General features: G+C 71.4%; 18 protein-coding genes. 15 read left to right on the top strand and 3 right to left on the bottom strand.

The window, feature by feature from the left end; translation table 11 throughout:
- Positions 1 to 451: 451 nt before the first annotated feature.
- The 10 genes from ACFVS9_RS21095 to ACFVS9_RS21140 all read left to right on the top strand — a co-directional run bounded on the left by ACFVS9_RS21095 (position 452) and on the right by ACFVS9_RS21140 (position 11,147).
- Positions 452 to 1,318 carry an amino acid ABC transporter permease gene (locus ACFVS9_RS21095; RefSeq protein WP_389934380.1) on the top strand — a complete coding sequence of 289 codons (867 nt, stop codon included), beginning with the start codon at positions 452 to 454 and terminating at the stop codon, positions 1,316 to 1,318.
- The gene (locus ACFVS9_RS21100; protein ID WP_389934383.1) at positions 1,315 to 3,156 is read left to right on the top strand and encodes an FAD/NAD(P)-binding protein; all 1,842 of its coding nucleotides are present in this window, start codon (positions 1,315 to 1,317) and stop codon (positions 3,154 to 3,156) included. The genes ACFVS9_RS21095 and ACFVS9_RS21100 overlap by 4 nt, the downstream gene beginning before the upstream one ends.
- A gap of 44 nt (positions 3,157 to 3,200) precedes the next feature.
- Positions 3,201 to 4,100: an amino acid ABC transporter permease gene (locus ACFVS9_RS21105; RefSeq protein ID WP_383117298.1), complete on the top strand. Its 900-nt coding sequence runs from the start codon at positions 3,201 to 3,203 to the stop codon at positions 4,098 to 4,100.
- A 35-nt stretch (positions 4,101 to 4,135) separates the two neighbouring features.
- Complete coding sequence (locus ACFVS9_RS21110; RefSeq protein WP_389934580.1) at positions 4,136 to 4,888, top strand: amino acid ABC transporter ATP-binding protein; 753 nt, start codon at positions 4,136 to 4,138, stop codon at positions 4,886 to 4,888.
- Positions 4,889 to 4,918: 30 nt separating this feature from the next.
- Positions 4,919 to 5,893: an ABC transporter substrate-binding protein gene (locus tag ACFVS9_RS21115; protein WP_389934386.1), complete on the top strand. Its 975-nt coding sequence runs from the start codon at positions 4,919 to 4,921 to the stop codon at positions 5,891 to 5,893.
- 15 nt (positions 5,894 to 5,908) lie between these two features.
- Complete coding sequence (locus ACFVS9_RS21120) at positions 5,909 to 6,985, top strand: LLM class flavin-dependent oxidoreductase (protein ID WP_389934389.1); 1,077 nt, start codon at positions 5,909 to 5,911, stop codon at positions 6,983 to 6,985.
- Positions 6,982 to 8,271 carry an NtaA/DmoA family FMN-dependent monooxygenase gene (locus ACFVS9_RS21125; RefSeq protein ID WP_389934391.1) on the top strand — a complete coding sequence of 430 codons (1,290 nt, stop codon included), beginning with the start codon at positions 6,982 to 6,984 and terminating at the stop codon, positions 8,269 to 8,271. Before ACFVS9_RS21120 ends, ACFVS9_RS21125 begins: the two co-directional genes overlap by 4 nt.
- Before the next feature lie 4 nt (positions 8,272 to 8,275).
- Entirely contained in the window at positions 8,276 to 9,082 is an 807-nt protein-coding gene (locus ACFVS9_RS21130) for a DUF1684 domain-containing protein (protein WP_389934394.1), read from the top strand.
- A 488-nt stretch (positions 9,083 to 9,570) separates the two neighbouring features.
- Complete coding sequence (locus ACFVS9_RS21135; protein WP_389934397.1) at positions 9,571 to 10,485, top strand: S1 family peptidase; 915 nt, start codon at positions 9,571 to 9,573, stop codon at positions 10,483 to 10,485.
- Between the two features lie 185 nt (positions 10,486 to 10,670).
- A complete protein-coding gene (locus tag ACFVS9_RS21140; protein ID WP_383118165.1) occupies positions 10,671 to 11,147 on the top strand; it encodes a hypothetical protein in 477 nt (158 codons plus the stop codon).
- Between the two features lie 10 nt (positions 11,148 to 11,157).
- Here the strand turns inward: ACFVS9_RS21140 and ACFVS9_RS21145 are convergent, their stop codons facing one another.
- Entirely contained in the window at positions 11,158 to 12,057 is a 900-nt protein-coding gene (locus tag ACFVS9_RS21145) for a DUF4231 domain-containing protein (protein ID WP_389934400.1), read from the bottom strand.
- Positions 12,058 to 12,299: 242 nt separating this feature from the next.
- On the opposite strand from ACFVS9_RS21145, the gene fxsA reads away from it, so the two are divergent.
- From fxsA to fxsT, 4 genes are all read left to right on the top strand, one after another.
- Positions 12,300 to 12,464 (top strand): FxSxx-COOH cyclophane-containing RiPP peptide, encoded by a 165-nt coding sequence (gene fxsA / locus ACFVS9_RS21150; protein WP_389934403.1) that lies wholly within the window; start codon positions 12,300 to 12,302, stop codon positions 12,462 to 12,464.
- Between the two features lie 112 nt (positions 12,465 to 12,576).
- A complete protein-coding gene (gene fxsBH, locus ACFVS9_RS21155) occupies positions 12,577 to 14,853 on the top strand; it encodes a radical SAM/SPASM protein FxsBH, inactivated beta-hydroxylase extension form (protein ID WP_389934405.1) in 2,277 nt (758 codons plus the stop codon).
- A gap of 149 nt (positions 14,854 to 15,002) precedes the next feature.
- Positions 15,003 to 16,304, top strand: a complete 1,302-nt coding sequence (gene fsxC / locus ACFVS9_RS21160) for an FxsC protein (protein WP_389934408.1) — start codon at positions 15,003 to 15,005, stop codon at positions 16,302 to 16,304.
- Positions 16,301 to 20,233, top strand: coding sequence for an FxSxx-COOH system tetratricopeptide repeat protein (gene fxsT / locus ACFVS9_RS21165; protein ID WP_389934411.1), 3,933 nt, complete (start codon positions 16,301 to 16,303; stop codon positions 20,231 to 20,233). Before fsxC ends, fxsT begins: the two co-directional genes overlap by 4 nt.
- Positions 20,234 to 20,284: 51 nt before the next feature.
- Here fxsT and ACFVS9_RS21170 read toward each other — a convergent pair whose 3' ends face one another.
- On the bottom strand, positions 20,285 to 21,169 hold the full coding sequence (locus ACFVS9_RS21170; protein WP_389934413.1) for an alpha/beta fold hydrolase: 885 nt from the start codon (positions 21,167 to 21,169) through the stop codon (positions 20,285 to 20,287).
- Between the two features lie 436 nt (positions 21,170 to 21,605).
- Between ACFVS9_RS21170 and ACFVS9_RS21175 the strand changes: the two genes are divergently transcribed.
- Positions 21,606 to 22,691, top strand: a complete 1,086-nt coding sequence (locus tag ACFVS9_RS21175; protein ID WP_389934416.1) for a S1 family peptidase — start codon at positions 21,606 to 21,608, stop codon at positions 22,689 to 22,691.
- A 286-nt stretch (positions 22,692 to 22,977) separates the two neighbouring features.
- Here the strand turns inward: ACFVS9_RS21175 and ACFVS9_RS21180 are convergent, their stop codons facing one another.
- Positions 22,978 to 24,042: a DUF3533 domain-containing protein gene (locus ACFVS9_RS21180; protein ID WP_389934419.1), complete on the bottom strand. Its 1,065-nt coding sequence runs from the start codon at positions 24,040 to 24,042 to the stop codon at positions 22,978 to 22,980.
- Between the last annotated feature and the right edge of the window lies 1 nt (position 24,043).

Here is a 24,043-nt window from a genome sequence, read left to right on the forward strand (position 1 = left end):
GGGGTTTCTCCGGGTTCGTCGACCGCGCTCCGCTGCCGGGGCAGCACGGAGCGTCGGGGCGGGAGATCAGCTGAACGAGGGGAGGGCGGAGCCGTGTTGTGTACGCGAAGGAACGCGGGGGAGTCCGCCCGGGCGGCCGACAGGGGGCGCGGGCGGGAGGAACCGATGACGCAGGGGGGTCAGCTCAACAGGAACAGGACCACACACGACCGAAGTCGATGTGGGAGCGGGTGACCAGCCACAGCTGCGAATACATGGCCCAAGTGGAACAGGCATCCGGTTCCGCGTCAACAGAGGTGAGACGTACCGCTCACAGTCCGGACAGGCTTGACAACAGCACCGGGGTGGCGCTTTTCTCGGAGGCGGACCGGCGCTGAGGGGCCCGGTCCCTGTTGTGTCACGCGCTGAAGGCACGCCCCGTGTTCGATCTCTGCATCCACGGAGCCCTCGCATGTCCGCGCAGACAGAAACCCATGCCCTGTCACGTCCCGCCCCGCCCGGCGAACGCCCCGGTGACGCCGTCCCGCGCATCGTCCCCGTGCGCAGGACCGGCCGGTGGGCGGCCGCCGCCGCCGTCCTGATCCTCCTCGCGGGCGCCCTGGTCTCCGTCGTCCGCAACGACGCCTTCCAGTGGGACGTCGTGGGCACGTACCTCACCACCGACTCCGTGCTGCGGGGCCTCGGACTCACCCTGTGGCTCACCGGGCTCGTCATGGTCCTCGGCTTCGCCCTGGGCACCCTGCTCGCGGTGTTCAGGCTCTCCGGCAACCGCGTGCTCCAGGGGGTGAGCTGGGGCTACATCTGGCTGTTCCGGTCCACACCGATCCTGGTCCAGCTGCTCTTCTGGTTCAACATCGGAGCCCTCTACCCGCGGATCCTGGGCGTCAGCACCGTCGACCTCCTCGGCCCGGTCACCGTCGCCGTCATCGGACTCACGCTCCACGAGGCCGCGTACGCCGCCGAAGTGGTCCGCGGCGGCATCCTCTCCGTCGAACGCGGACAGGTGGAGGCGGCCCAGTCCCTCGGCCTGGGACCGTGGCGCCGGCTCCGGCGCATCGTGCTGCCCCAGGCCATGCGCTCCATCGTCCCGCCCGCCGGGAACATGCTGATCGGCACGCTGAAGGGCACCTCGATCGTCAGCATCATCGCCGTGCAGGACCTGCTGTACTCCGTGCAGCTCGTCTACCACCGCACCTACGAGGTCATCCCGCTGCTGCTGGTCGCCACCCTCTGGTACGTGGCCGTCACCTCGCTGCTGTCGATCGGCCAGTACTACGTCGAACGCCACTACGCGCGCGGCACGGCGGACGCACGGTGACCGGCGTACCGGCGCTCGTCATCGTCGGCGGAGGACCGCGCGGCACCGGGGTCATCGAACGCATAGCCGCCAACGCCACCGAGCTGTACGGCGACCGGCCCCTGGACATCCACCTCGTCGACCCGTACCCGCCCGGCGGCGGCCGGATCTGGCGGCAGGACCAGTCCCCGCTGCTCTGGATGAACTCCATGGCCGAGGACGTCACCATGTTCACCGACGACACCGTCCCGCTCGACGGGCCGGTCAGCCCGGGCCCCGCCCTGCACACCTGGGCCGCCGACGTCCGCGAGGGGCGCACCGCCGTCGGTGCCGACCCCGGGATCCTGGACGAGATACACCGCCTCGGCGGCCAGGACTTCCCCAGCCGGCGGCTCCAGAGCGCCTATCTGCGCTGGGTGTACGAACGGGCCCTCGCCGCCCTCCCGCCCGGCATCACCGTCCACGAGCACACCGGCCGCGCGGTGCGCCTCTCCGGACCACGCGGCGGCCGGCAGCAGGTCTGGATCCAGGGACGGGACGAACCGCTCACCGCCGAACTCGTCGTCCTCACCGTCGGCCACCTCGACGCCCGGCCGGACGCCGGACAACAGGAGCTGACCGCCTTCGCCGCACGCCACCGACTGGTCCACCTGCCACCCGACTTCACCGCGGACACCGACCTCGGTGCCCTGCGGGCGGGCGAACCCGTCCTCGTGCGCGGCTTCGGCCTCGCCTTCATCGACCTGATGGTGCTGCTCACCGAGGGGCGCGGCGGACGCCACGAGGAAGGGACCTACATCCCCTCCGGCAGGGAGCCCGTCCTGTACGTCGGATCGCGGCGCGGCGTCCCCTACCGCTCCAAGATCGGCTACCCCTGGGACGGCGAACGGCCGCCCCTGCCGCACCACTTCGGACCCGACCGGGCGGCGGAGATCCTCGCCCGCCCCGGCACCCCCGACTTCCACCGCGACCTGTGGCCGCTGATCACCCGGGAGCTGGGCCACGCCCACTACCACCGCCTCTTCACCGCCCACCCCGAGCGCACCGCCATGGCCCGGGGCGACTTCGAGGAGAAGTACGCCGTCGCCGCGCCCGGCAGCCCCGAGCTCGCCGCCCTCGTCGCCTCGGCCGTCCCCGACCCGGCCGACCGGCTCGACCTCGACGCCCTCGACCGGCCGCTCGACGGGGTCCGCCACGCCTCGTACGACGCGCTTCAGGAGGCGCTGCGCGCCCACGTCACCGCCGACCTGGAACGCCGGCACGACCCCCGGCACAGCCCCGACCTCGCCGTGTTCCTCGGACTCCTGTCCGTCTACGGGCAGGTGACCGGGCTCGGCGACATCGGGGAGCGGTGGCACGGCTTCTTCAGCTACCTCGCCTCCGGCCCGCCCGGCCCCCGGCTGCACCAGCTCCTCGCCCTCTCGCGGGCCGGCGTCGTCCGCTTCCTCGGCGCCGGCATGACCGTCGAGACCGACGAGGAGCGGGGCGTCTTCCGCGCCCGCAGCGCCACCGTGCCCGGCGCGTACACCGAAGCCCGCGCCCTGGTCGAGGCCCGGCTGCCCGACCCCTCGCTGCGCAGCACCCGCAGCGCGCTGCTGAGCGGCCTGTACGCGGACGGCGCGGCCGCAACCGACACCGGGCTGCTCTCCGTCGACCCGGCCGACGGCCGGATCCTGGGCCGCGACGGCCGCGCCCATCCGCGCCGCTTCGCCCTCGGGCCCTACACCACCGCGCGCTCCAGCGGCGCCTTCACCCGGCCGCGCACCGGCGGCCCGGCCTTCCGGCAGAACGACGGCACCGCCCGGGCGGCACTCGCGTTCCTGCGCGACCCCTCCTGTCGGGACCGCCCCACCACGTGAGCACGGCCCCCGCCCGCTCCTCCCGTCGCAGAAAGAACTCCACCATGTCGCTGACCAGCGATCCACCCGTCCACCCACCGGCCGAGGCCGCCGCCGGGGACCCCTCGGCGGACGAGTACGCGGCCCTGGAAGTCGTCCCCGTACGCCACCCCTGGCGCTGGGTCGCCGTCGCGGCCACGGCCGTGCTGCTCGCCCAGTTCCTGAACGGCCTGATCACCAACCCCGGCTGGGAATGGGACGTCTTCGCCCGCTTCGTCACCACCGAGACCATCCTCCACGCCGTCTGGGTCACCCTCCAGCTGACCTTCTACGGCACCGTGACCGGCTTCGCGCTCGGCATCGTGCTGGCCTTCATGCGGCTCTCCGCGAGCCCGTTCCTGAGGGCGGTCTCCTACGCGTACATCTGGGCGTTCCGCTCGATCCCGCTCATCGTCCAGCTGCTGTTCTGGTTCAACCTCGCCTACCTCTACAAGGAGCTCCAGTTCGGCATCCCGTTCGGGCCCGGATTCTTCTCCTTCGACACGATGAACCTCGTCGGCGCGATGAGCGCCGCCGTCCTCGGACTCGCCCTGCACCAGGCGGCGTACGCGGCCGAGATCGTCCGCGGCGGTGTACTGGCCGTGGACAGCGGCCAGCTGGAGGCCGCCGCCGCCCTCGGGATCCCGCGGCTGCGGCAACTGCGCCGCATCGTGCTGCCGCAGGCGATGCGCTCCATCCTGCCCAACGCCGCCAACGAGATCATCTCCCTCTTCAAGGGCACCTCGATCGTCTCCGTGATGGCGATCGGCGAACTCTTCTACCAGGTCCAGGTCGTCTACGGCCGCAACGGCCGGGTGGTGCCCCTGCTCATGGTCGCCACGGTCTGGTACATCCTCCTGACCACCGTGCTCTCCGTCCTCCAGCACTACGTCGAACGTCACTACGCCAAGGGGGCCGTGCGATGAGCGCACCCGCAGAAGAAGCCACGGGATCCGACGCCATGGTCGAGATCCGGTCCGTGCACAAGAGCTTCGGTCCGCTCGAAGTGCTCCGCGGCATCGACCTGTCCGTCCGCGCGGGAGAGGTGACCGTCGTCCTCGGCCCGTCCGGGTCGGGCAAGTCCACCCTGCTGCGCACCATCAACCACCTGGAGAAGGTCGACCGGGGCTGGATCAGCGTCGACGGCACCCTGGTGGGCTACCGCAGGTCCGGCAACAAGCTGTACGAGCTGCGCGAACGCGAGGTCCTGCGCCAGCGCACCCGGATCGGTTTCGTCTTCCAGAACTTCAACCTCTTCCCGCACCTCACCGTCCTGGAGAACGTCATCGAGGCCCCGGTCGCCGCCCTGGGCCGCCCCCGCAAGGACGCCGTCGCCGCGGCGGAGAAGCTCCTGGCCCGCGTCGGGCTCGCCGACAGGTCCGGGTCCTACCCCAAGCAGCTCTCCGGCGGCCAGCAGCAGCGCGTCGCCATCGCCCGCGCCCTCGCCCTGGAACCCAAGCTGCTGCTCTTCGACGAGCCGACCTCCGCGCTCGACCCCGAACTGGTCGGCGAGGTCCTCGACGTCATCAAGGACCTGGCCCACGGCGGCACCACGATGATCGTCGTCACCCACGAGATCGGCTTCGCGCGCGAGGTCGCCGACACCGTCGTCTTCATGGACGAGGGACGGATCGTCGAGCAGGGCCCGCCCGCCGACGTGCTCGACCGTCCCGTCCAGGAACGCACCCGCGCCTTCCTCTCCAAGGTCCTCTGAGCCATGTCCCCGCAGTCAAGGAGCGTTCACATGCCCGTCCGCCGCACCCTCACCGCCGTCCTCGCCACCCTCACCGCCGCCGGGCTGCTCACGGCCTGCGGCACCAGCGACGCCACCGAGGACGTCATCCGGCCCAAGGGCGGGAAGGACACCGGGATCAACATCGGCCCCGACCAGAAGCGCGTCAGGGGCGAGAAGGTGGACGCCATCGCCGCGCAGGTGCCCGCGGCCGTACGCGCACGCGGCACGCTCAGGCTCGGCGCGAGCGCCGACGCCTCGCCACCGCTCGGCTTCTACGCCACCGACGACAGGACGCGGATCGGCAGCGAGACAGACCTGGCGACCCTCATCGCGGACACCCTCGGTCTGGAACCGGAGTTCCAGCAGGTCTCCTGGGAGAACCTCTTCGTCGGCCTCGACAGCTCCAAGTTCGACGGGGTCCTCTCCAACGTCACCGTGACCGAGGAGCGCAAGGAGAAGTACGACTTCGCGACGTACCGGCTGGACAACATCGCCTTCGAGGCCAGGAAGGGGTCCGGCTGGAAGGTGAAGGGCCCGGCCGACGTGGCCGGGAAGACGGTCTCCGTCGCCTCCGGGACCAACCAGGAGAAGATCCTGGTCGACTGGAGCGAGGAGAACGTCAAGGCCGGGCGGAAGCCGGTGGACATCAAGTACTTCCAGAAGGACACCGACTACTACCTGGCCCTCCAGTCGGGCCGCATCGACGCCTACCTCGGCCCGAGCCCCTCGGCCAACTACCACGTCGCGTCGGCCGGGCAGTCCGAGATCATCGGCACGCTCTCCGGCGCCGGCGACGGCGTCCAGGGCAAGATCGCCGCCACCACCAGGAAGGGCAGCGGCCTGGTCGGGGCGTACGCCGCCGCGATCGACCACATCATCCAGGACGGCTCGTACGCCGAGGTGCTGAAGCGCTGGGGCCTGTCCAACGAGGCCGTCCAGAAGTCGGAGATCAACCCGCCCGGCCTGCCCAAGACCGAGAACTGACCCGAGAGGTCCCGCATGTCCGCCACCAGGCCACTCCACCTCGCCGCCGAGATCGGGGGACCGCCCCGCTACGACGCCGCCTCCCACGTCGCGCTGGCCCGCCTCGCCGAGGAGGGCACCCTCGACTACGTCACCCTGGGCGACTCCTTCGCGCGCCCCGGTCCCGACGCGCTCGCCGTGCTGGCCCGGGTCGCCCCGGCCACCACCCGGGTCGGACTCGTGCCGACCGTCACCACCACCCACACCGAGCCCTTCCACGTCTCGTCCGCCGTCGCCACCCTGGACTGGGTCAGCGGGGGCCGGGCCGGCTGGCAGGCCGACGTGTCGACGACCGAGGCCGAGGCCCGGCTGTTCGGCCGGCGACCCGCCGCACCCGCCGCCGCGCTCTGGCAGGAGGCGGGGGAAGCCGCCGACGCCGGGGCGCGGCTGTGGGACAGCTGGGAGGACGACGCGGAGATCCGCGACGTCGCCACCGGCCGCTTCATCGACCGCGACAAGCTGCACTACATCGACTTCGAGGGCAGTACCTTCTCCGTGCGCGGCCCCGCCATCGTCCCCCGGCCCCCGCAGGGCCGGCCCGTCACCGTCATCGACGGCACCGGCGGCCCCGCCCGCGAGGCCGCCGCGCGCCACGCCGACGTCGTCCACGTACGCGCCACCTCACCCGGACAGGCCGCCTCGCTCCGCGACGAGGTGCGCCGCACCGCCGCGGCCCACGGGCGGGACCCCGACAGCCTGCGGGTCCTGGCCGCCCTCACCGTGGACCTCGGGGACGCCGAGACCGCGCCCGAACCCGGCCTCGTGAGCGGCCCGCAGCTCGCGGGCCGGGGCACCTACTTCCGCGGCGGGCCCGTGGACCTCGCCGAGCTCATCACCCAGTGGCACCGGGGCGGAGCCGTGGACGGCTTCCACCTCACCCCCATCACACCGGCGCGCGACCTGGAGAGGATCGTCAACGGAACCGTCGCCCTGCTCCAGCACCGCAGCCTGTTCCGCACCTTCTACCCGGGCGGCACCCTCCGCGAGCACCTCGGCCTCGGCAGGCCCGCCAACCGCTACGCGCTCGCCAGGACCTCCGGGGGGACGTCATGAAGCAGATGCACCTCGCCGCCCACTTCCCGGGCGTCAACAGCACCACCGTGTGGACCGACCCCCGCTCCCGGAGCCAGATCGACTTCACCTCCTTCGAACACCTGGCCAGGACCGCGGAGCGAGGGAAGTTCGACTTCTTCTTCCTCGCGGAGGGGCTGCGGCTGCGCGAGCACAACGGCCGCATCCACGACCTCGACGTGGTGGGCCGCCCCGAGTCGCTCACCGTCCTCAACGCCCTGGCCGCCGTCACCGAACGCCTCGGCCTCGCCGCCACGGTCAACGCCACCTTCAACGAGCCGTACGAACTCGCCCGGCGCCTCGCCACCCTCGACCACCTCAGCGTGGGGCGCGCCGCCTGGAACGTGGTCACGTCCTCGGACGCCTTCACCGGTGAGAACTTCCGCCGCGGCGGATACCTCGACCGGGCCGACCGGTACACCCGGGCGGCGGAGTTCGTGGCCACCGCACGTGAGCTGTGGGACTCCTGGACACCGGACGGCACCTCCCGGCCCGTCGCGCACTCCGGGCAGCACTTCGAGATCTCCGGGGAGTTCACCGTTCCCCGCTCACCCCAGGGGCACCCCGTCGTCATCCAGGCCGGGGACTCCGACGAGGGCCGGGAGTTCGCCGCGTCGGCGGCCGACGTCATCTTCACCCGGCACGGCACCCTGGAGGCCGGGCGGACCTTCTACGCCGACGTCAAGGCGCGCCTCGCGGCGTACGGCCGGCAGCCCGGAGACCTGAAGATCATGCCCGGCGTCACCGTCGTCCTGGGCGACACCGACGAGGAGGCCCAGCACCACGCCGCCGCGATACGGGAGCAGCAGGTCTCCCCGCAGAACGCGATCCTCGCCCTCGAACAGGTCTGGGGCCGGGACCTCTCCTCGTACGACCCCGACGGGCCGCTCCCCGGCATCGACCCCGACCCCGGGTCGAGCCTGGTCCAGGGCAGGGTCCGGGTCGCCGACCCGCCGGCCGTGGCGGCGCGCTGGCGGGAGCTCTCCGAATCGAAGGGGCTGTCCATCCGCCGGACCGTCATCGAGTCCACGGCGCGGCAGTCGTTCATCGGCTCCCCGGAGACGGTCGCCGCCGAACTGGAGAAGTTCGTCGCCGCCGACGCGGCCGACGGCTTCATCCTCGTACCGCATCTCACCCCGGGCGGACTCGACGACTTCGTCGACCGGGTCGTCCCGCTCCTCCAGGAACGCGGATCCTTCCGCTCCGAATACACCGGCTCCACGCTGAGGTCGCACCTCGGCCTGGCCGAGCCGGTGTGGAAGGGTTGACCGCATGAGCACGGACGCACAGCAGGACAGCGAGGACTTCCACGCCTGGCAGCGCTGGCACGAGGGGCGCATCGTCGCCGTGGCCGCGCCGCACGGACCGCTCTCCCTCACCGGCACCCACTGGCTCGCCGACCATCCGGAGGGACGAATTCCGGCCGTACCCGGGCTGTGGCGCGACGAGGGCGACGAGGTGGTGCTCACCGCCACCTCCGAGGACGGGCTGACCGTCGACGGGAAGCCCCTGGCCGGAGAGGTCCGGCTGGGCGCCGACCGGGGACCCGTCGACGCGTCCAGGGTGGCGCGGGGCGAGCGCAGACTGGTGGTGCTGAGCCGTGAAGGCCTCTGGGCGGTACGGGACTTCGACCCGCGGTCCCCGGCCCGCCAGGGGTTCCGGACCATCGACGCCACCCCGTACGCCCCGAAGTGGTCGCTGGACGGCACCTTCCGCCCCTACGGTTCCGACCGGACCGTCCGCGTGGAGAACGCCGACGGGCGCGAGCGGGGGCTGGGGCTCTCGGGTGAGATCTCCTTCACCGTGGACGGCGGCGAGCACACCCTCCAGGTGGCGGTCGAGCCCGACGGTTCGCTCTGGGCCGTCTTCGCCGACGCCACCAGCGGGAACGGAAGCTACCGCTTCCGCTTCCTGCGGCCCCCGGCGCCCGACGGGGACGGACGGGTGCGGGTCGACTTCAACCGCACCCTGCTGCCGCCGTGCGCCTTCGCCGACCACTTCATCTGCCCCTTCCCGCCGCCGGGCAACACCCTGACGGTGGCCGTCCCGGCGGGGGAGCGGAACCGCATCGACGGGTGACCGGGCGGCGGGGGACCGTCCTCGCCGGCGGGTGCCACCCCGGCGCGGGGCCCGCGCCTGCGGGCGGGACCCGGCGGGGGAGCGGAACCGTACCGGCGGCGGGGACTCGGGCGGGCGGGTCCCCGCCGCACCGACCGGTGACCGGCCGGACGGCGGGCCGCGGAGGCGGCGGCGGGTGACCGGCGGGGCAGCGCCGTGCCGGAGCCGTACCGACGGTTCTCCCGCCCCCTCCGGGACGCGAGGTCCGGCACTTCCGCCCCGGCAGCCCCAGGGCTGCCGGGGCGGAAGTCCGTGCGGGCCGAAACGGCTGAAAACACCATCTTGCGTGGCATGCTGACGCGCCCCAATACTCCCGAGCAGCGTCCGTCAGGAGCACGGCGTCTCCGGAATCCGAACGCCTGTCGGAAGGCGATCCGTGCCCCTGACCGCGCCTCACGGGTCCGACCACCCCACTGGCGGGCCCCCGATCCCCTCGGGAGGGACGAGAAGTGAGGATCAAACGCACCGACCACCCCCGCAACGGCAGCACGGCGAGACTGGGCCGGATCGGCCGGATCACGGCCGTCTCCGCAGGACTCGCAGCCATCGCCGCCCTCGCCGTACCCGCGGCCGACGCCGACCAGCCCGGTACCTACAGCACCAGCCGGCTCAGCGCCGCGGGATCGGCCGTACTCCGGGCCGATGTCGCCGGTACCGCCTGGAACGTCGACCCGGCGACCGGACGGCTCCTCGTCACCGCCGACAGCACCGTCTCGCAGACGGACATCAACAGGATCAGGAAGGCCGCCGGAACCGACGCGGGCGCCCTGCGGATCGAACGCACCCCCGGGACGCTCGGCAAACTCATCTCGGGCGGTGACGCCGTCTACGCCTCCGGGTGGCGCTGCTCCCTCGGCTTCAACGTCCGCAGCGGCGACACGTACTACTTCCTGACCGCCGGTCACTGCACCGACGGCGCCGGCACCTGGTGGTCCGACTCGGCCCACACCACGGTCCTCGGCACCACCACGGGATCCAGCTTCCCCACCGACGACTACGGCATCGTCCGCTACACCAACACCTCCGTCACCAAGGCGGGCACGGTCGGCAGCCAGGACATCACCGCGGCCGCCGACGCCACCGTCGGGATGTCCGTCACCCGGCGGGGGTCCACCACCGGCATCCACAGCGGCACCGTGACCGGCCTCGACGCCACGGTCAACTACGGCGGCGGCGACATCGTCCACGGCCTGATCCGCACCGACGTGTGCGCCGAACCCGGCGACTCCGGCGGCTCCCTCTACTCCGGCACCCTCGCGATCGGTCTCACCTCGGGCGGCAGCGGCAACTGCACCTCCGGCGGGACGACCTTCTTCCAGCCCGTCACCGAAGCGCTGAGCGCGTACGGCGTCAGCGTGTTCTGACCCGTCCGGGCACCGCCGCACTCCCGTGAGCCCCCGCCGGTCCCCGGCGGGGGCTCCCCTCCGGGCCGCGGCTTTTGAGAGGATGTCAGGACGGTCGGTCGCAGAGGTACCACGGGGGCGGACGCTGTGCCGGTCCGGAGGGACGCCCTCCGGAATCCCCGCAGACACCAGGGGGTCCCAGATCCGTGAAACGCATCGGAGTGACCGGTCACCGCTCCATCCCCCACGAGGTCCACGCCCACGTCCGTGAGGAGCTGCGGGCGGCGCTGTGCGGGCACGACGACTCCCTGGAGGCGCTCTCCAGCCTCGCGGTCGGGGCCGACCAGCTCTTCGCCGACCTGGCGCTGGCCCACGGAGCGGAGCTCACCGTGGTCATCCCCAGCGGCGACTACGAGGCCGGCTTCGACGAGGCGGAACTCGCGCGCTACCGCACCCTCAAGGCCCGGGCCGCACGCGAGGTCCGGATGGACTTCCCCCACTCCACCGACGAGGCCTACTACGCGGCGGGAGCGTACATCGCCGACCACTGCGACCGGCTGCTCGCGGTCTGGGACGGCCTGCCCGCACGGGGCCTCGGCGGTACCGGCGACATCGTGACGTACGCCCGCAGCCTCGGCCGGCCGGTCACCGTCATCTGGCGCGACGGCGTGCGACGCGCCTGAGCCCCCGCGCTCACACCCGGTGCCTGACCAGCCAGTCCGTGTGCTCGGGGGAGACGATGCGCTCGGTCTCGAAGACGGCGGCCGCCCACTGCCGCTCGGTGAGGGTGGTCTCCATCGCGGCCTGCATGTTCTCCAGGTCCTCCTCGACCAGGGAGTGCGCCGTCACCAGGGGGTGGTGACGGCGCGTCTCGTTCCAGGCGAGACAGGCCGCGGCCGCGGCGGAGAACGTCCCCGTCAGCGCGACCGACCCGGCACTGCCGAAGGTCCGCAGCACGGCGAGCACCAGGGCCGGAAGCGTCAGCGCGGCGATGGCGCCCGACCAGACGAGCGCACCGCGCCGCGACACCAGCATGCGCCTGCGGTACCAGCGCCGCTGCTCGATCAGCCGGTCCCGGACGTACGTCTCCTTGCGTACGGTGAACGCCTTGTCGCGCAACTCCCGCATGGACGGGGTGATGAGACCGCCGCCCGAGTCGCCCAGCTCCTCCCTCGGATCGTCCCAGCCCACCTTCCGGAGCTCCTGGAGCCCTTCCTCCAGCCGGCTGGCGAACACCGCCTCGGGATGGACGACGGAGGTGTCGAAGGGGGAGCCGTGGACGGCGTAGCGCCAGCAGTTGGACTTGATGAACTCCGCCGCCGAACGGTTGAGTTGCCAATGCGACTTTGCTTTGCGCCGGGAGGCCAGACAGGTCGCGATCAGGACACCGAGATAGGCCAACACCGCTATACCATCGAGGAGTTGGATGCCCGCCCCGATCTCGGCGTGCCAGGGCAGGGCCGCGGGCAGGGTGCCGAGGACGAGCAGGGCCAGCTGGCCGCGGGTGGTGTTGACCGCCTCGCGCTGGCGTGCGACGGCGACGGCGTCGGTGTGGTGGAAGAGTGCGGGCAGATCAGCGCTCCTGAAGACCATGCTCTGCAGTGGTCCTGGAATCGCCGTCATGTTCACCCCTGTATTCGATGTAGTGGTCGGCCCGGTCCTTGAATGAATGGGTTACCGTCCATGTGGAGCAGTCCCGCAAATCGCTCGGGTTGCGCCAGTACGAGTCGAGTTGCACACCGGGGCCATGAGAGTAAAGTCGTGCCGCCGGACACTGCAATGGTGCAGGTGCCGGTGCTGTTTCCGTGTCCGGAACGAGCCCATCAAGGACGGCCGTGAAGACCTACGAATCCACCCCGAGCTTCGCTGTCGCGAAGCGTCGTGTGCCGCTTGCGAAGATCGAAGCATCCGGCAGTGCCGCAGCCAGGAAGATGAGCCGGGTGCTCGCGACCGCGGGAGGCCGCCCGACAGAGATCTCCACATTCAACTCCTCGCTGTAGGGGAAACAGGACCACCGGCGCCGTAAAACAGTCGAATATTCCACCCGTTCGGCCGGTCGGCTACTGCAGTCGAGGGGCCGGATTCATGGTGCGGCTGCACTAGAGTGGTGGAATGACAGGCCCCGCGGTCCCGTTCCGCGAAATCGTTCTGAAGGTTCACAGCAGGTGTGACCTCGCCTGCGATCATTGCTATGTCTATGAACACGCGGACCAGAGCTGGAGAACCCGGCCCAAGACGGTTTCCGACCGCGTCATCGCCAGGACGGCCCAGCGTCTCGCCGAGCACGCGAAGGCACACGCACTGCCCTCCGTGTCAGTGATCCTGCACGGAGGGGAGCCTCTGCTGGCGGGCCCCGCCCGTCTGCGGCGCGTCTGCGAGGAGTTCGGATCCGCCCTTTCGGGTGTGGCCGGCCTCGACCTGCGGATCCACACCAACGGCCTTCAGCTCAGCCCCCGTTACCTCGACCTCTTCGACGAGTTCGGCGTCCGGGTGGGAATCTCCCTCGACGGCGACCGGGCGGCCAACGACCGGCACCGGCGGTTCGCCGACGGGCGCAGCAGTCACCCCCTCGTGCTGAAAGCGGTCGAGCTGCTCCGGCAGGACCGCTACCGCCACCTCAATCTCGGGCTCCTGTGCACCGTCGACATCGCGAACGACCCGCACGCCGTGCTGGACGCCCTGGTCGCGCTCGACCCCCCGCTCATCGACTTCCTCCTCCCGCACGCCACCTGGGAGGAGCCGCCGCCCCGCCCCGGGGGATCCCCCACGGCCTACGCCGAGTGGCTCCTCGCGGTGTTCGACCGCTGGCAGGAGGGGGGCGGCACGGTGCCGGTCCGCCTGTTCTCCTCGGTGTTCTCCACCCTGGGCGGCGGCCCCAGCCTCACCGAGTCGCTCGGACTCGCCCCCACGGACCTGGTCGTCGTCGAGACGGACGGCCAGCTGGAACAGGTCGACTCGCTCAAGAGTGCCTACGAGGGTGCGGCGGCCACCGGATTCGACGTGTTCCGGCACTCGCTGGACGACGTCGCCGCCCACCCAGGGGTCCGGGTGCGGCAGCTCGGTCTGGCGGGCGTCAGCGGAACGTGCCGCCGGTGCCCCGTCGTGCGGTCCTGCGGCGGCGGGCTCTACACGCATCGCTACCGCGCGGCGAACGGCTTCGGCAATCCGTCCGTCTACTGCGCGGACCTCGAGGCGCTCGTACGGGGCATCGAGGCGCGCACGTCGGCAACCGCGGTGTCCCCGGCCCTGACCGGCCTGGGCGAACTCGCCGCAGAGCAGCACGACCTGACCCGTACGCTCCTGGCCCGTCTCCACGAGGCCCTGGGCGGCCGCGGGGGCGCCCGGTGGGACGAGGCCTGGGAGCTCGCGGGCGCACTGGAGGCCTCCGAGGAGGGGGCGGCCGGGCTGGACCGGGTCCTGGCGCACCCGTACACGCGTACGTGGCTGCTGGACGCCCTGGAGGGGCTGCACGCCGAACGGCCCGAGGCCGTCGGCCAGGCTCTGCGGCTGCCGTCGTACGTGGCGGCGGCGGCGGTGCGGTCCGGCCTCGGCGCCGAGGCTACGGCGGACTACCGGGACGGCAGGCTCTTCCTCCCCACGATCGGTGAACTACGGCTCGCCGGGCCCGGCGGGGCGGGCCGGGTCCGGGTGCGGGCCGCCGGGGACGGGATCGCGGTCCGGCCGGAGGGCGGCACCGAGCGGATCGTCCCCAGGGGGGCCGACGCCCCCGGCTGGCTGGCGGTGCGGCACTTCGCCCCTGGAGGCGCGCCCGCGTTCGCCCTCGACGACCTGGACCCGTACAGGGACTGCTTCGAGGCTCCGGCGGCGCCCCGTCTGGGCCGGGCCGCCGCGGAGGCCTGGGCCGGTGCTGTCGGCCGGGCGTGGGAGCTGCTGGAGAGGGCCGCTCCCGGGCAGGCGGCGGACGCCGCGGAGAGCCTGACCACGCTGACCCCGCTCCTCGCCGGCCGGAACGCGAGGCGGCCGCACGGCTACGGGACCGTCGGACTCCCGATGGCGGGGGACACCGGTGCGCTCGCCCTGGGACTGCTGCGCGGTCTGCGCCGGGCCAGGCTCAGGGCCCTGCTGGACGTCACGGATCTTTACGCGCTGGACGGGGCCTGGGAGTATCGGCCGCCCTGGGAACGGAACGACAAGGTCCCCTTTTCCGAACTGCTGGCCGACACGTACGAACGTGTGGGCCTTTCCCTTCTCGTTCCCGGATTCATGGACGGTGTGCCCGAGGCACTCGACATGATGGACGGTGCGGCCGAACCGACGGTCGGCGGAAAGCGGCTGCTGAAGTCGCTCCGTGACGAGATGAGAGGTGTACATGGGGCAAGTGGGATGAACGCCGCCGTGAATGCCATGGATCAAGAACCTGTTCGATGAATCCTGGGTATGGATGACTGAAAAGCGGCGTTGAATGACCGAACGCCATGGGGGTGGAGCACAGTCCGCTCCGGAATGATGAATTCGCTCGCACCCTCTTCACGGTCCTGGATGCGGGTGCTCACACAGGACGGGGGTCGTGTGCACGCATGACGCAACAGCGAGCGGACCATCGGCCGTACTTTTTTCTGAGCTACGCGCATACACCGGGGTACGGCGGTGGATCGGACCCAGACATGTGGGTCGAAAGGCTTTTCCAAGATCTATGCGGTCATGTGATGGCCATGACCAATCTTCCCGCGGGATCTCCGGCCGGTTTCATGGACCGTGAGATACGTTCCGGCGAGGGCTGGTCCGAGCGGCTGGGCAACGTCCTGGCCAACTGCCGGGTCTTCGTACCGCTGTTCTCGCCGCGCTACTTCGCCAGTGAGATGTGCGGCAAGGAGTGGTACGCCTTCGAGCAGCGGGCGATCCACCACCGGGCCCGGTCGAACCAGCCGGCCGAGGCGATCGTTCCGGCGCTCTGGGTACCGGTGCACCCCAGCCAGCTCCCGGGGCCCGCGGAGCGGTTGCAGTTCAACCACCGGGACTTCGGGGACCGCTACGTGAGCGACGGGCTCTACGGGCTGATCAAACTGACACTGTTCGCGCAGGACTACGAACAGGCGGTCTACCACCTGGCCAAACGCATCGTCCACGTCGCCGACACCGTGCGCATGGCCTCGGGCAGACCGCTCGACTTCCGCCTCGTGCCGAGCGCGTTCGGTGCGCCGGGGAGCGGGGCGGGTGCCCCACGGCCCATGCGGATCACCATCGCCGCACCCACCCGCCACGACCTGCCGGAAGGCCGCGACCCGGAGTACTACGGCGACATCCCGCAGGAGTGGAACCCCTACCATCCGGCCGCCGCGAGACCTCTGGCCTACGTCGCCGAGGAACTCGTGCGCTCCCTCAACTACCAGGCCGTCATCACGGCGTTCGACGAGGAGCCCGGGCAGCGGGAGGGCAAGCAGTCGCCCAGCACACCCGAGATCCTCCTGGTCGACCGGTGGGCCCTGCGGGACGAGGACCTGCGACGGCGGCTCGCCGCCTTCGACCGGGAGAACAAGCCCTGGGTGACCATGGTCGTCCCCTGGTGCAGGGACGACCACCAGAGCCGGGCGGCCGAGGCCGAACTGACCGAGAGACTCGAGCGGACCATGCCGGTCAAGATGCGGCAGGGGCGGGCCTTCTGCCGTGTCGCGGCCAAGGGGGTACCCAGTATGGAGGCGTTCGGACAGATCCTTCCCCAGGTGGTGGAGGTGGCCGCCCAGCAGTACCTGAGGCACGCCACGGCCTATCCGCCGGCCGGCGGCCGGCACAGCGAACGGACGCGGCTGATGGGACCCATGGGCAGCACCCAGTTCATACCCGACATGCACGACCCTGCGACGGATGCGGAGGACGTATGACAGCCGGTCGTGACGGGCGCATCGTCACTTTCTACTCGTACAAGGGCGGCACGGGGCGCACCATGGCCCTCGCCAACACCGCCTGGATCCTGGCCGCCAACGGCAAACGCGTGCTGGCCGTTGACTGGGACCTCGAAGCCCCGGGGCTCCACCGGTTCTTCCACCCCTTCCTCGACCCCTCCACGCTGGGCGCGACCACCGGTGTGATCGACCTGATCACCGAATACGCCTGGGCCGCGACCAACCCCGCCCAGCGGGCGGACGACTGGCACCGCGACTACGCCCGCATCCAGCCGCACGCGGTCTCCCTCACCCCCGAGTCGCTCGGCTGGGAGTTCCCGCGCGGCGGAACTTTGGACTTCGTCTCCGCCGGCCGGCAGAACCGCGAGTACTCCGCCACCGTCTCCACCTTCGACTGGGACAACTTCTACGACCGGCTCGGCGGCGGGCACTTCTTCGACGCCCTGCGGGACGACATGAAGACCAACTACGACTACGTCCTCATCGACAGCCGTACGGGTCTCAGCGACATCGCCGACATCTGCACCGTCCACCTCCCGGACGTGCTCGTCGACTGCTTCACCCTCAGCGACCAGTCCATCGACGGAGCGGCCTCCGTCGCCCGCCAGATCGCCGAGCGCTACACCGGCCGGCCCATCTCCATCTTCCCCGTCCCGATGCGCATCGACGAGGGTGAGAAGGAGAAGGCCGACGCCGGACGGGCGCTCGCCCGGCTGAAGTTCGACCGGCTGCCCCGCGACCTCTCCGGGGACGAACTCACCGCCTACTGGGGTGCGGTGGAGATCCCCTACCGCCCCTACTACGCGTACGAGGAGACCCTCGCCACCTTCGGCGACGAGTCGGGGCTCAGCAACTCGCTGCTGTCCGCCTTCGAACGCCTGGCCGCGGTCGTCACCCAGCAGGAGGTCACCTCGATGCCCCCGGTGGGCGAGGAGGTCAGGCTGCGCATCCGCGACGCCTTCACCCGGCGCAGGCCCGCGCTGCCCGCCGATCTCTTCCTCAGCTACGTGGCGGAGAACCGCATGTGGGCCGACTGGGTCGAATCGGTCCTGACCCGGGCGGGGTTCCGGGTGGTCCCGCGGGACGTCTCGGCCGACCCCGGCCCCGAGGGCGCCGCTCAGCCGACCGAGACAGCGGCCCGCACGGTCGTCCTGCTCTCCAGCGCCTATCTCAAGTCCCAGCGTGCCGTGGACCTCTGGAACAGGGCGGTCGCCGAGGATCCCGGCGGCGGGCGGCGCCAGCTGCTGCCGCTCAGGGTCAGTGACGTCCGGCTCTCCGCGCCGTACATCGACCGGAACCCGGTCGACCTGTTCCGGCTGGACGAGGTGCACGCCACCACGGCCCTGATGCGTGCCCTGGACCGGCCGGTGCAGCTCGGCGACGGGACCTCGCCCGGTCCCCGCTTCCCCGGCACCGTGCCCCGGATCTGGAACGCGCCGCCCCGCAACCCGGGATTCACCGGTCGTTCCCTGGTCCTGGAGCGGATGCGTGACCAGCTCGGCGGCGGCATGGCCGTCGTGCTGCCGCAGCCGCAGACCCTGTACGGCCTCGGTGGTGTCGGCAAGACCCAGGTGGCCCTGGAGTACGTGCACCGGTTCATGGCCGACTACGACCTGGTGTGGTGGATCTCGTCCGAGCAGATCGACGACGTGGTCGCCAGCCTCGCCGAACTCGCCGTACGGCTCGGGGCGCAGGGCGGCGACGACATGGCCGCCGCTTCGCAGGAGGCCGTGGACCTGCTGCGGCGGGGCGTTCCCTCGGAACGCTGGCTGCTGGTGTTCGACAACGCCGACGATCCCGAACGCCTCAGCCGCTACTTCCCGCAGGGCGGCTCGGGCCACATCCTCGTCACGTCCAGGAACCAGACCTGGTCGCAGCACGGTGACGCGCTGCCCGTCGACGTCTTCCTCCGGGAGGAGTCGGTCGAGCACCTCCAGCGCAGGGCGCCGGGGCTGAGCGACGAGGACGCCGCCCAGGTGGCCACCGCTGTCGGGGACCTGCCGCTCGCGGTCGAGCAGGCGGCGGCCTGGATCGCGGAGACCGCCACCCCCATCGACACCTATCTGGAACAGCTGGCCCGCCAGGCGCCCCAGGTCCTCGCCCTGAACCAGCCGGCCGGCTACCCGGAACCCGTGGCGGCCACCTGGAACATCTCCATCGAACGCCTCAAGGAGCGGTCGCCCGCCGCGGTGCGGCTGCTCCAGCTCTGCGCGTTCTTCGCTCCCGAGCCCATCTCCGCCAACCTCCTCTACAGCAAGGAGATGATCGAGGCGCTGAAGCCGTACGACGCCTCGCTCCAGGAGAAGCTGGTCCTGGGCCGGGTCATCCGGGAGATCGGCCGCTTCGCCCTGGCCAAGGTCGACCAGGTGTCGAACTCCATCCAGGTGCACCGCCTCGTGCAGGCGGTGATCAGGGCGCAGCTCAGCGAGGAGGAGCAGCGCGAGGCCCGGCATGTCGTCCACCGCATCCTGGCAGGTGCCCGGCCCGACGACGACGAGCCGATCGACAATCCGGAGACGTGGCCGCGCTTCGCCACGATCTGGCCGCACCTCGGGCCCTCGGACGCGCGCAACTGCCGGGAGCCGGAGACCCGCAGGCTGCTGATAGACCGGGTGCGCTACCTGTGGAAGCGGGGAGACGTCCGGACGGCGGGGCGGCTCGGGGACGAACTCCGTGACACCTGGCGGGAGATGCTGGGCAACCAGGACCTTCAATACCTCTACCTCTGCTTCCACCTCTCCAACATCCTGCGGACCCGGGGAAGGTACGTGGAGGCCAAGGAGCTCGACGAGGTGACCCTCGGCCGGCAGCGTGCCGTGCTGGGGCCGGAGCACCCGCACACGTACATGACCACCAGCAGTCTGGCCATCGACCTCGGGCTGCTCGGTGACTACACCAAGGCCATCGAGCTGGCGACCGCCGCGCACGAGGGATTCAGCCAGATCTTCCACGACAGGCACCCCCGCACGCTGGCCGCGGCCAACAACCTGGCGCTGAACCTGCGGAGCGTCGGGAGGTACGCACGTGCTCGGGAGATCGACCAGGACGTCTACGACCTGCGGTCCGAGGTCCTGGGCCCCGAGCACCCGTACAGCCTGTCCTCCGCCATGTCCCTGGCCCGTGACCTGCGCGAGGTGGGGCGGTACGAGGACTCGGTGGGACTGCTCAGCCGCACGTACGACTCCTACAAGGCCACACTCGGCCGGACCTACCCCACCACGCTCAGCGCCGCCAAGAGCCTGGCGGTCTCCCTGCGCAGGGCCGGGCAGCTGGAGGACGCCCGCAGGCTGACGGTGGCCACCCGGGCCAGATACCGGGCCAAGTACACCTCGGCCAACCCCGACTCGCTGGCCTGTGACCTGAACATGGCGGCAGACCTGTTCGCCGCGGGGGAGACCGCCGACGCCAGGGACACCGCGCAGGAGGTGGTGGACCAGTACATGAAGGTGCCCGGGGAGCAGCACCCGTACACCCTGGCCGCGCAGAACAACCTCGGTGTCTACCTCTCGGGGGCCGGAGCGCCCCAGGAAGCGGAGAGGCTGCTGACCCGGGTGGTCGCCTCCATGCGCGAGGTGTTCGGACGGGAGCACCCGAACACGCTGTTCTCCGTGATGAACCTCGCCAACGCCACGGCCGACCGGGGTGAGCTCGAGATCGTCCTGCAGACGGAGCGCACGGTGGCCGGCCAGCTCAGGGAGGTGCTCGGCGCGCACCATCCGGAGACCCTGGCCATGACCTCGAACATCGCGGTCACCCTCCACGCGATGGGCCGCGCGGACGAGGCGCTGCGGCTGCGGGCGGAGACGGGCGACGAACTGGCGCGACAGCTCGGTGACGAACACCCGCTGACCCGGATAGCCCGGGGCGAGCGGAGGTTCCGGCGCGAGCTGGAGCCGATGTCGGTGTGAGCGGGAGCGCTCCGGGCCCCGGAGGTACGGGATCCGGAGCGCTCGCGGCGGTCAGCAGACCGCCACTTCCGGTTCGTCCAGCAGCCAGTTGAGCACGTCCGGAAGCACGGACAGCGCGTCGAAGTGCGCCGCCGCCGGTTCCAGTACGGCGGTGGCGCCCGGGATCTGTCCGGCCAGCCAGCGGGAGTGGCCCACCGGGGAGAACACGTCCTTCACGCCGTGCCACAGCATCACCGGGCACCCGATGTCCGCGGGGTCGAACCCCCACGGCCGGCAGAACGCGAGCGCGTCGTCGATCCAGCCGTACGCCGACGTGCGCAGCCCCTCGCGGAAGTTGGCCAGCAGCATGGTGCGGATCCCGGCGTCGTTGACCACGGTCCGGTCGGAGTCGGTCAGCTCCCGGCGGAGGTCGTCCAGGAGGCGGACGGGGTTCTGCCGGATCTCCGCCGAACGGCTGATGAAGGACTCGGCCAGCCCGTCCGGATCCGCCACGGCCCTGGAGTAGGCGAGTACGTTCGAGGCGGCCATCCCGTCGAACCAGTCGAGCCCTTCGGCGTCCCGGGGGGCCAGGCTGACCAGCGCCGCGCTCCGGGTGACCCGGTCCGGCATCAGGGCGGCGCAGGCCAGCGCGTGCGGAGCGCCTCCGGAGCGGCCGACCACGGCGAAGCGCTCCAGGCCCAGCGAGTCGGCGATGGCCCGTACGTCCTCGGCGACGTCCATCACCCGGCGTCCCGGCTGCCGGTCGGAGCCGCCGTACCCCGGCCGGTCGTAGCTGATCAGCTGCATCCTCCGCTGGTAGAGGACCATCCCGCGCGGAGCGGGACCGAGCCGGCTGCCCGGCATCCCGTGCAGGAGGAACACCGGTCTGCCCCGGGGGTCCCCCTGACGCTCGACCATCAGATGCCGTCCGTCCGACACGCGCACCCGACTCCGCACGCCGCTCCTCCGCTCGGTCACCCCGCCCGGTCCGGACACCAAGTGCCCGGCGTATACCACACGTTCGATGATGTCCTATCCGAGGCGATACCGGCACTCCCTGTCGTAATGCGCCGGTGGTGTTCGGGACGTCCGGAGGCATTCGGAGGCGTTCGGCTTCAGGTGCGCCCTCCGCGGCATCCGGACTCCAGGAGTCATTACAGGACAGGACTAGTCCTCACCCGTTGCCGACGGCCCGTTGCACCGGGTGTTCGCAATCGGAACCGACGTGGCGGGACGCCCGGCTTGTGAACGCCTCGCGGTCGAACCGTCATCGTCGTGTGCGCGTCCGGAAGTCGACCTTGTGTGCTATCGGCCTCATCGGAATAGTGGGCGCCCCATCCTCCGTGTTCCGGACACCCCACTTGTCCGTGCACGGCCCCACAGGAGGTCGAAGTTGAAGCATCGACGCATGCCCAGGAAGCGCGTGACGCTGGCCGGATCGGCCGTCCTCGCCCTGGTCGCCGCAGGAGTGACGTTCCAGACTGCGAACGCCAGTGACGACGTACCCCGGTCCACCGCCCGTACCCTCGACGCGCACGCGGCCGGAAGTCTCGCCGCCGGTCTGGACAAGAAGCTCGGCGGTGACGCGGCGGGCTCGTACTACGACGCCACGTCGAAGAACCTCGTCGTCAACGTCGTCGACGAGGCCGCGGCCGAGCAGGTCCGGCAGGCCGGTGGCAAGGCCAGACTGGTTCAGCACACGCTCGCCGAGCTGGCGACGGCCCGGCAGACCCTCACCGACAAGGCCACCATCCCCGGTACCTCGTGGGCTGTCGACCCGGTCAGCAACAAGGTGGTCGTCACGGCCGACCGCACGGTCGACGGCGCCGCCTGGGACAAGCTCGGCAAGGTGGTCGACGGGCTCGGCTCCAAGGCCGAACTCAAGAAGTCCGCAGGGGAGTTCAAGCCGCTGATCGTCGGCGGCGACGCGATCTGGGGCAACGGTGGACGCTGCTCGCTCGGCTTCAACGTGGTGAAGGACGGCGAGCCGTACTTCCTGACCGCCGGTCACTGCACCGAGTCGATCACCAGCTGGTCCGACACCCAGAGCGGCGCGGAGATCGGCGCCAACGAGGGCTCCAGCTTCCCGGACAACGACTACGGCCTGGTGAAGTACACCTCCGACGTGGAGCACCCCAGCGAGGTGGACCTCTACGACGGTTCCACCCAGGCGATCACCAAGGCGGGCGACGCGACCGTCGGCATGTCGGTGACCCGCAGCGGCTCCACCACCCAGGTCCACGACGGTGAGGTCACCGCCCTGGACGCCACGGTCAACTACGGCAGCGGCGACATCGTCAACGGCCTCATCCAGACCACGGTCTGCGCCGAGCCCGGCGACAGCGGAGGCTCGCTCTTCTCGGGCGACACCGCGATCGGTCTGACCTCGGGCGGCAGCGGTGACTGCTCCGCCGGCGGCGAGACGTTCTTCCAGCCGGTGCCGGAGGCGCTGGCGGCGTACGGCGCCGAGATCGGCTGACCTCCGGCTGTTCTCCGTACGGTGAGCCCGTCCCCTCGCGCGAGGGGACGGGCTCACCGCCGCTCCGGGTGGGGCCCGTCGCTCCGGCGCGGCGGACGCCACCGCGGCGGCCCTGCGCGCCGCGCTCACCGAACTCGTCGCGACCCGGGTGCGGGCCCCGCGCCCGGCCCGGCTCCGTGCCGGGGCGAGGGCGGCCGAGGGCGGCACCGACCGGGCCGCCTCTCCCGCCGAGGAGATGCCGGGCTGCCCCCCAGCCCCCTGCCTCCGCCTCAGGCGCGCCCCCGCCTCAGGCGAGGCTCGAACCGCTCCCGGGGGAGCCCGCCCCTTCCACGGGAGCGGCCGGCCGTGCTCCGTCGGCCGTGCCCCGGCGCCGCATCGACAGCAGCAGGGTGAGCGCCGTACCGACGACCGCCCAGGCGGAGAGCACCAGCAGCGGGCCGGTGACCGCGTTGCCCCTGAAGTACGCGATCGAACGGGCCGTCCAGGTGCCCGCGCCCGGTGGCAGGGCGGGGCCGATCGCACGCCAGAAGTCCGGCAGCATCGGCAGCGGGAAGGCGCCGCCCGCGCTCGGGTTGCCCGCGATCACGATGAGCAGCACCGCCAGCCCGATGCCCACGATGCCGGTCAGCGCCTCCAGGGCGAGCGTGATCATGCCGACCGCGAAGACGACCAGTGCCCCCAGTCCGGACAGGGCCCACACGCTGCCCGGGAGGGCGCCGAGGATCGGGCCGATGATGACCGCGCCGCCGATCCCGCCCGCGATCGAGTACAGCGCCATGACCGCGGTGCGGATCAGCGCGCGCTGCCGGTTGGCGGGCTTGGTGCCCGCGCTGATCGCGAGGATCGAGGCGCAGAGGTAGCCGCCGACGCACCACCCCACGACCAGGTAGAACGACGAGAGGCCGTCGAAGTCGTCGGGGGAGGCGGGGGCCACGTCCACGGTCCGCACCGTGCGCTGCTGGGTCGCCTCCGCCTCCTTGACGATCCTGGTCAGCGAGGAGGCCAGCACGGTGCCGCCGCCGGAGGCGACGAGCAGGGTGTCGGCCGATCCGGTGGGGGAGACGACCAGGGCGCCGTCGATCTCGCGGTTCTGGATCTGCCGGCGGGCCTCGGCCTCGTCGGAGACCGCGCGCGGATCGAGCGGGCCGCCCGGCAGGCCGTCCAGTTGGCCCACGAGCTGCCCGGACACCTGCCGGGGGGCGACGACCCCGAAGGGGACGTCCGTCGGGTCGGGCCGGTGCAGCGCGCCGACGTAGGAGGCGATGAACAGGAGCTGCAGTGCCAGTACGCCGACGACCAGCAGCGCGGCCCGTACGGTGACGGCGTTCTTCACCTCATCAGCGAAAGTCATG

Source organism: Streptomyces sp. NPDC058008 (assembly GCF_042886395.1).
Classification (GTDB): Bacteria; Actinomycetota; Actinomycetes; order Streptomycetales; family Streptomycetaceae; genus Streptomyces.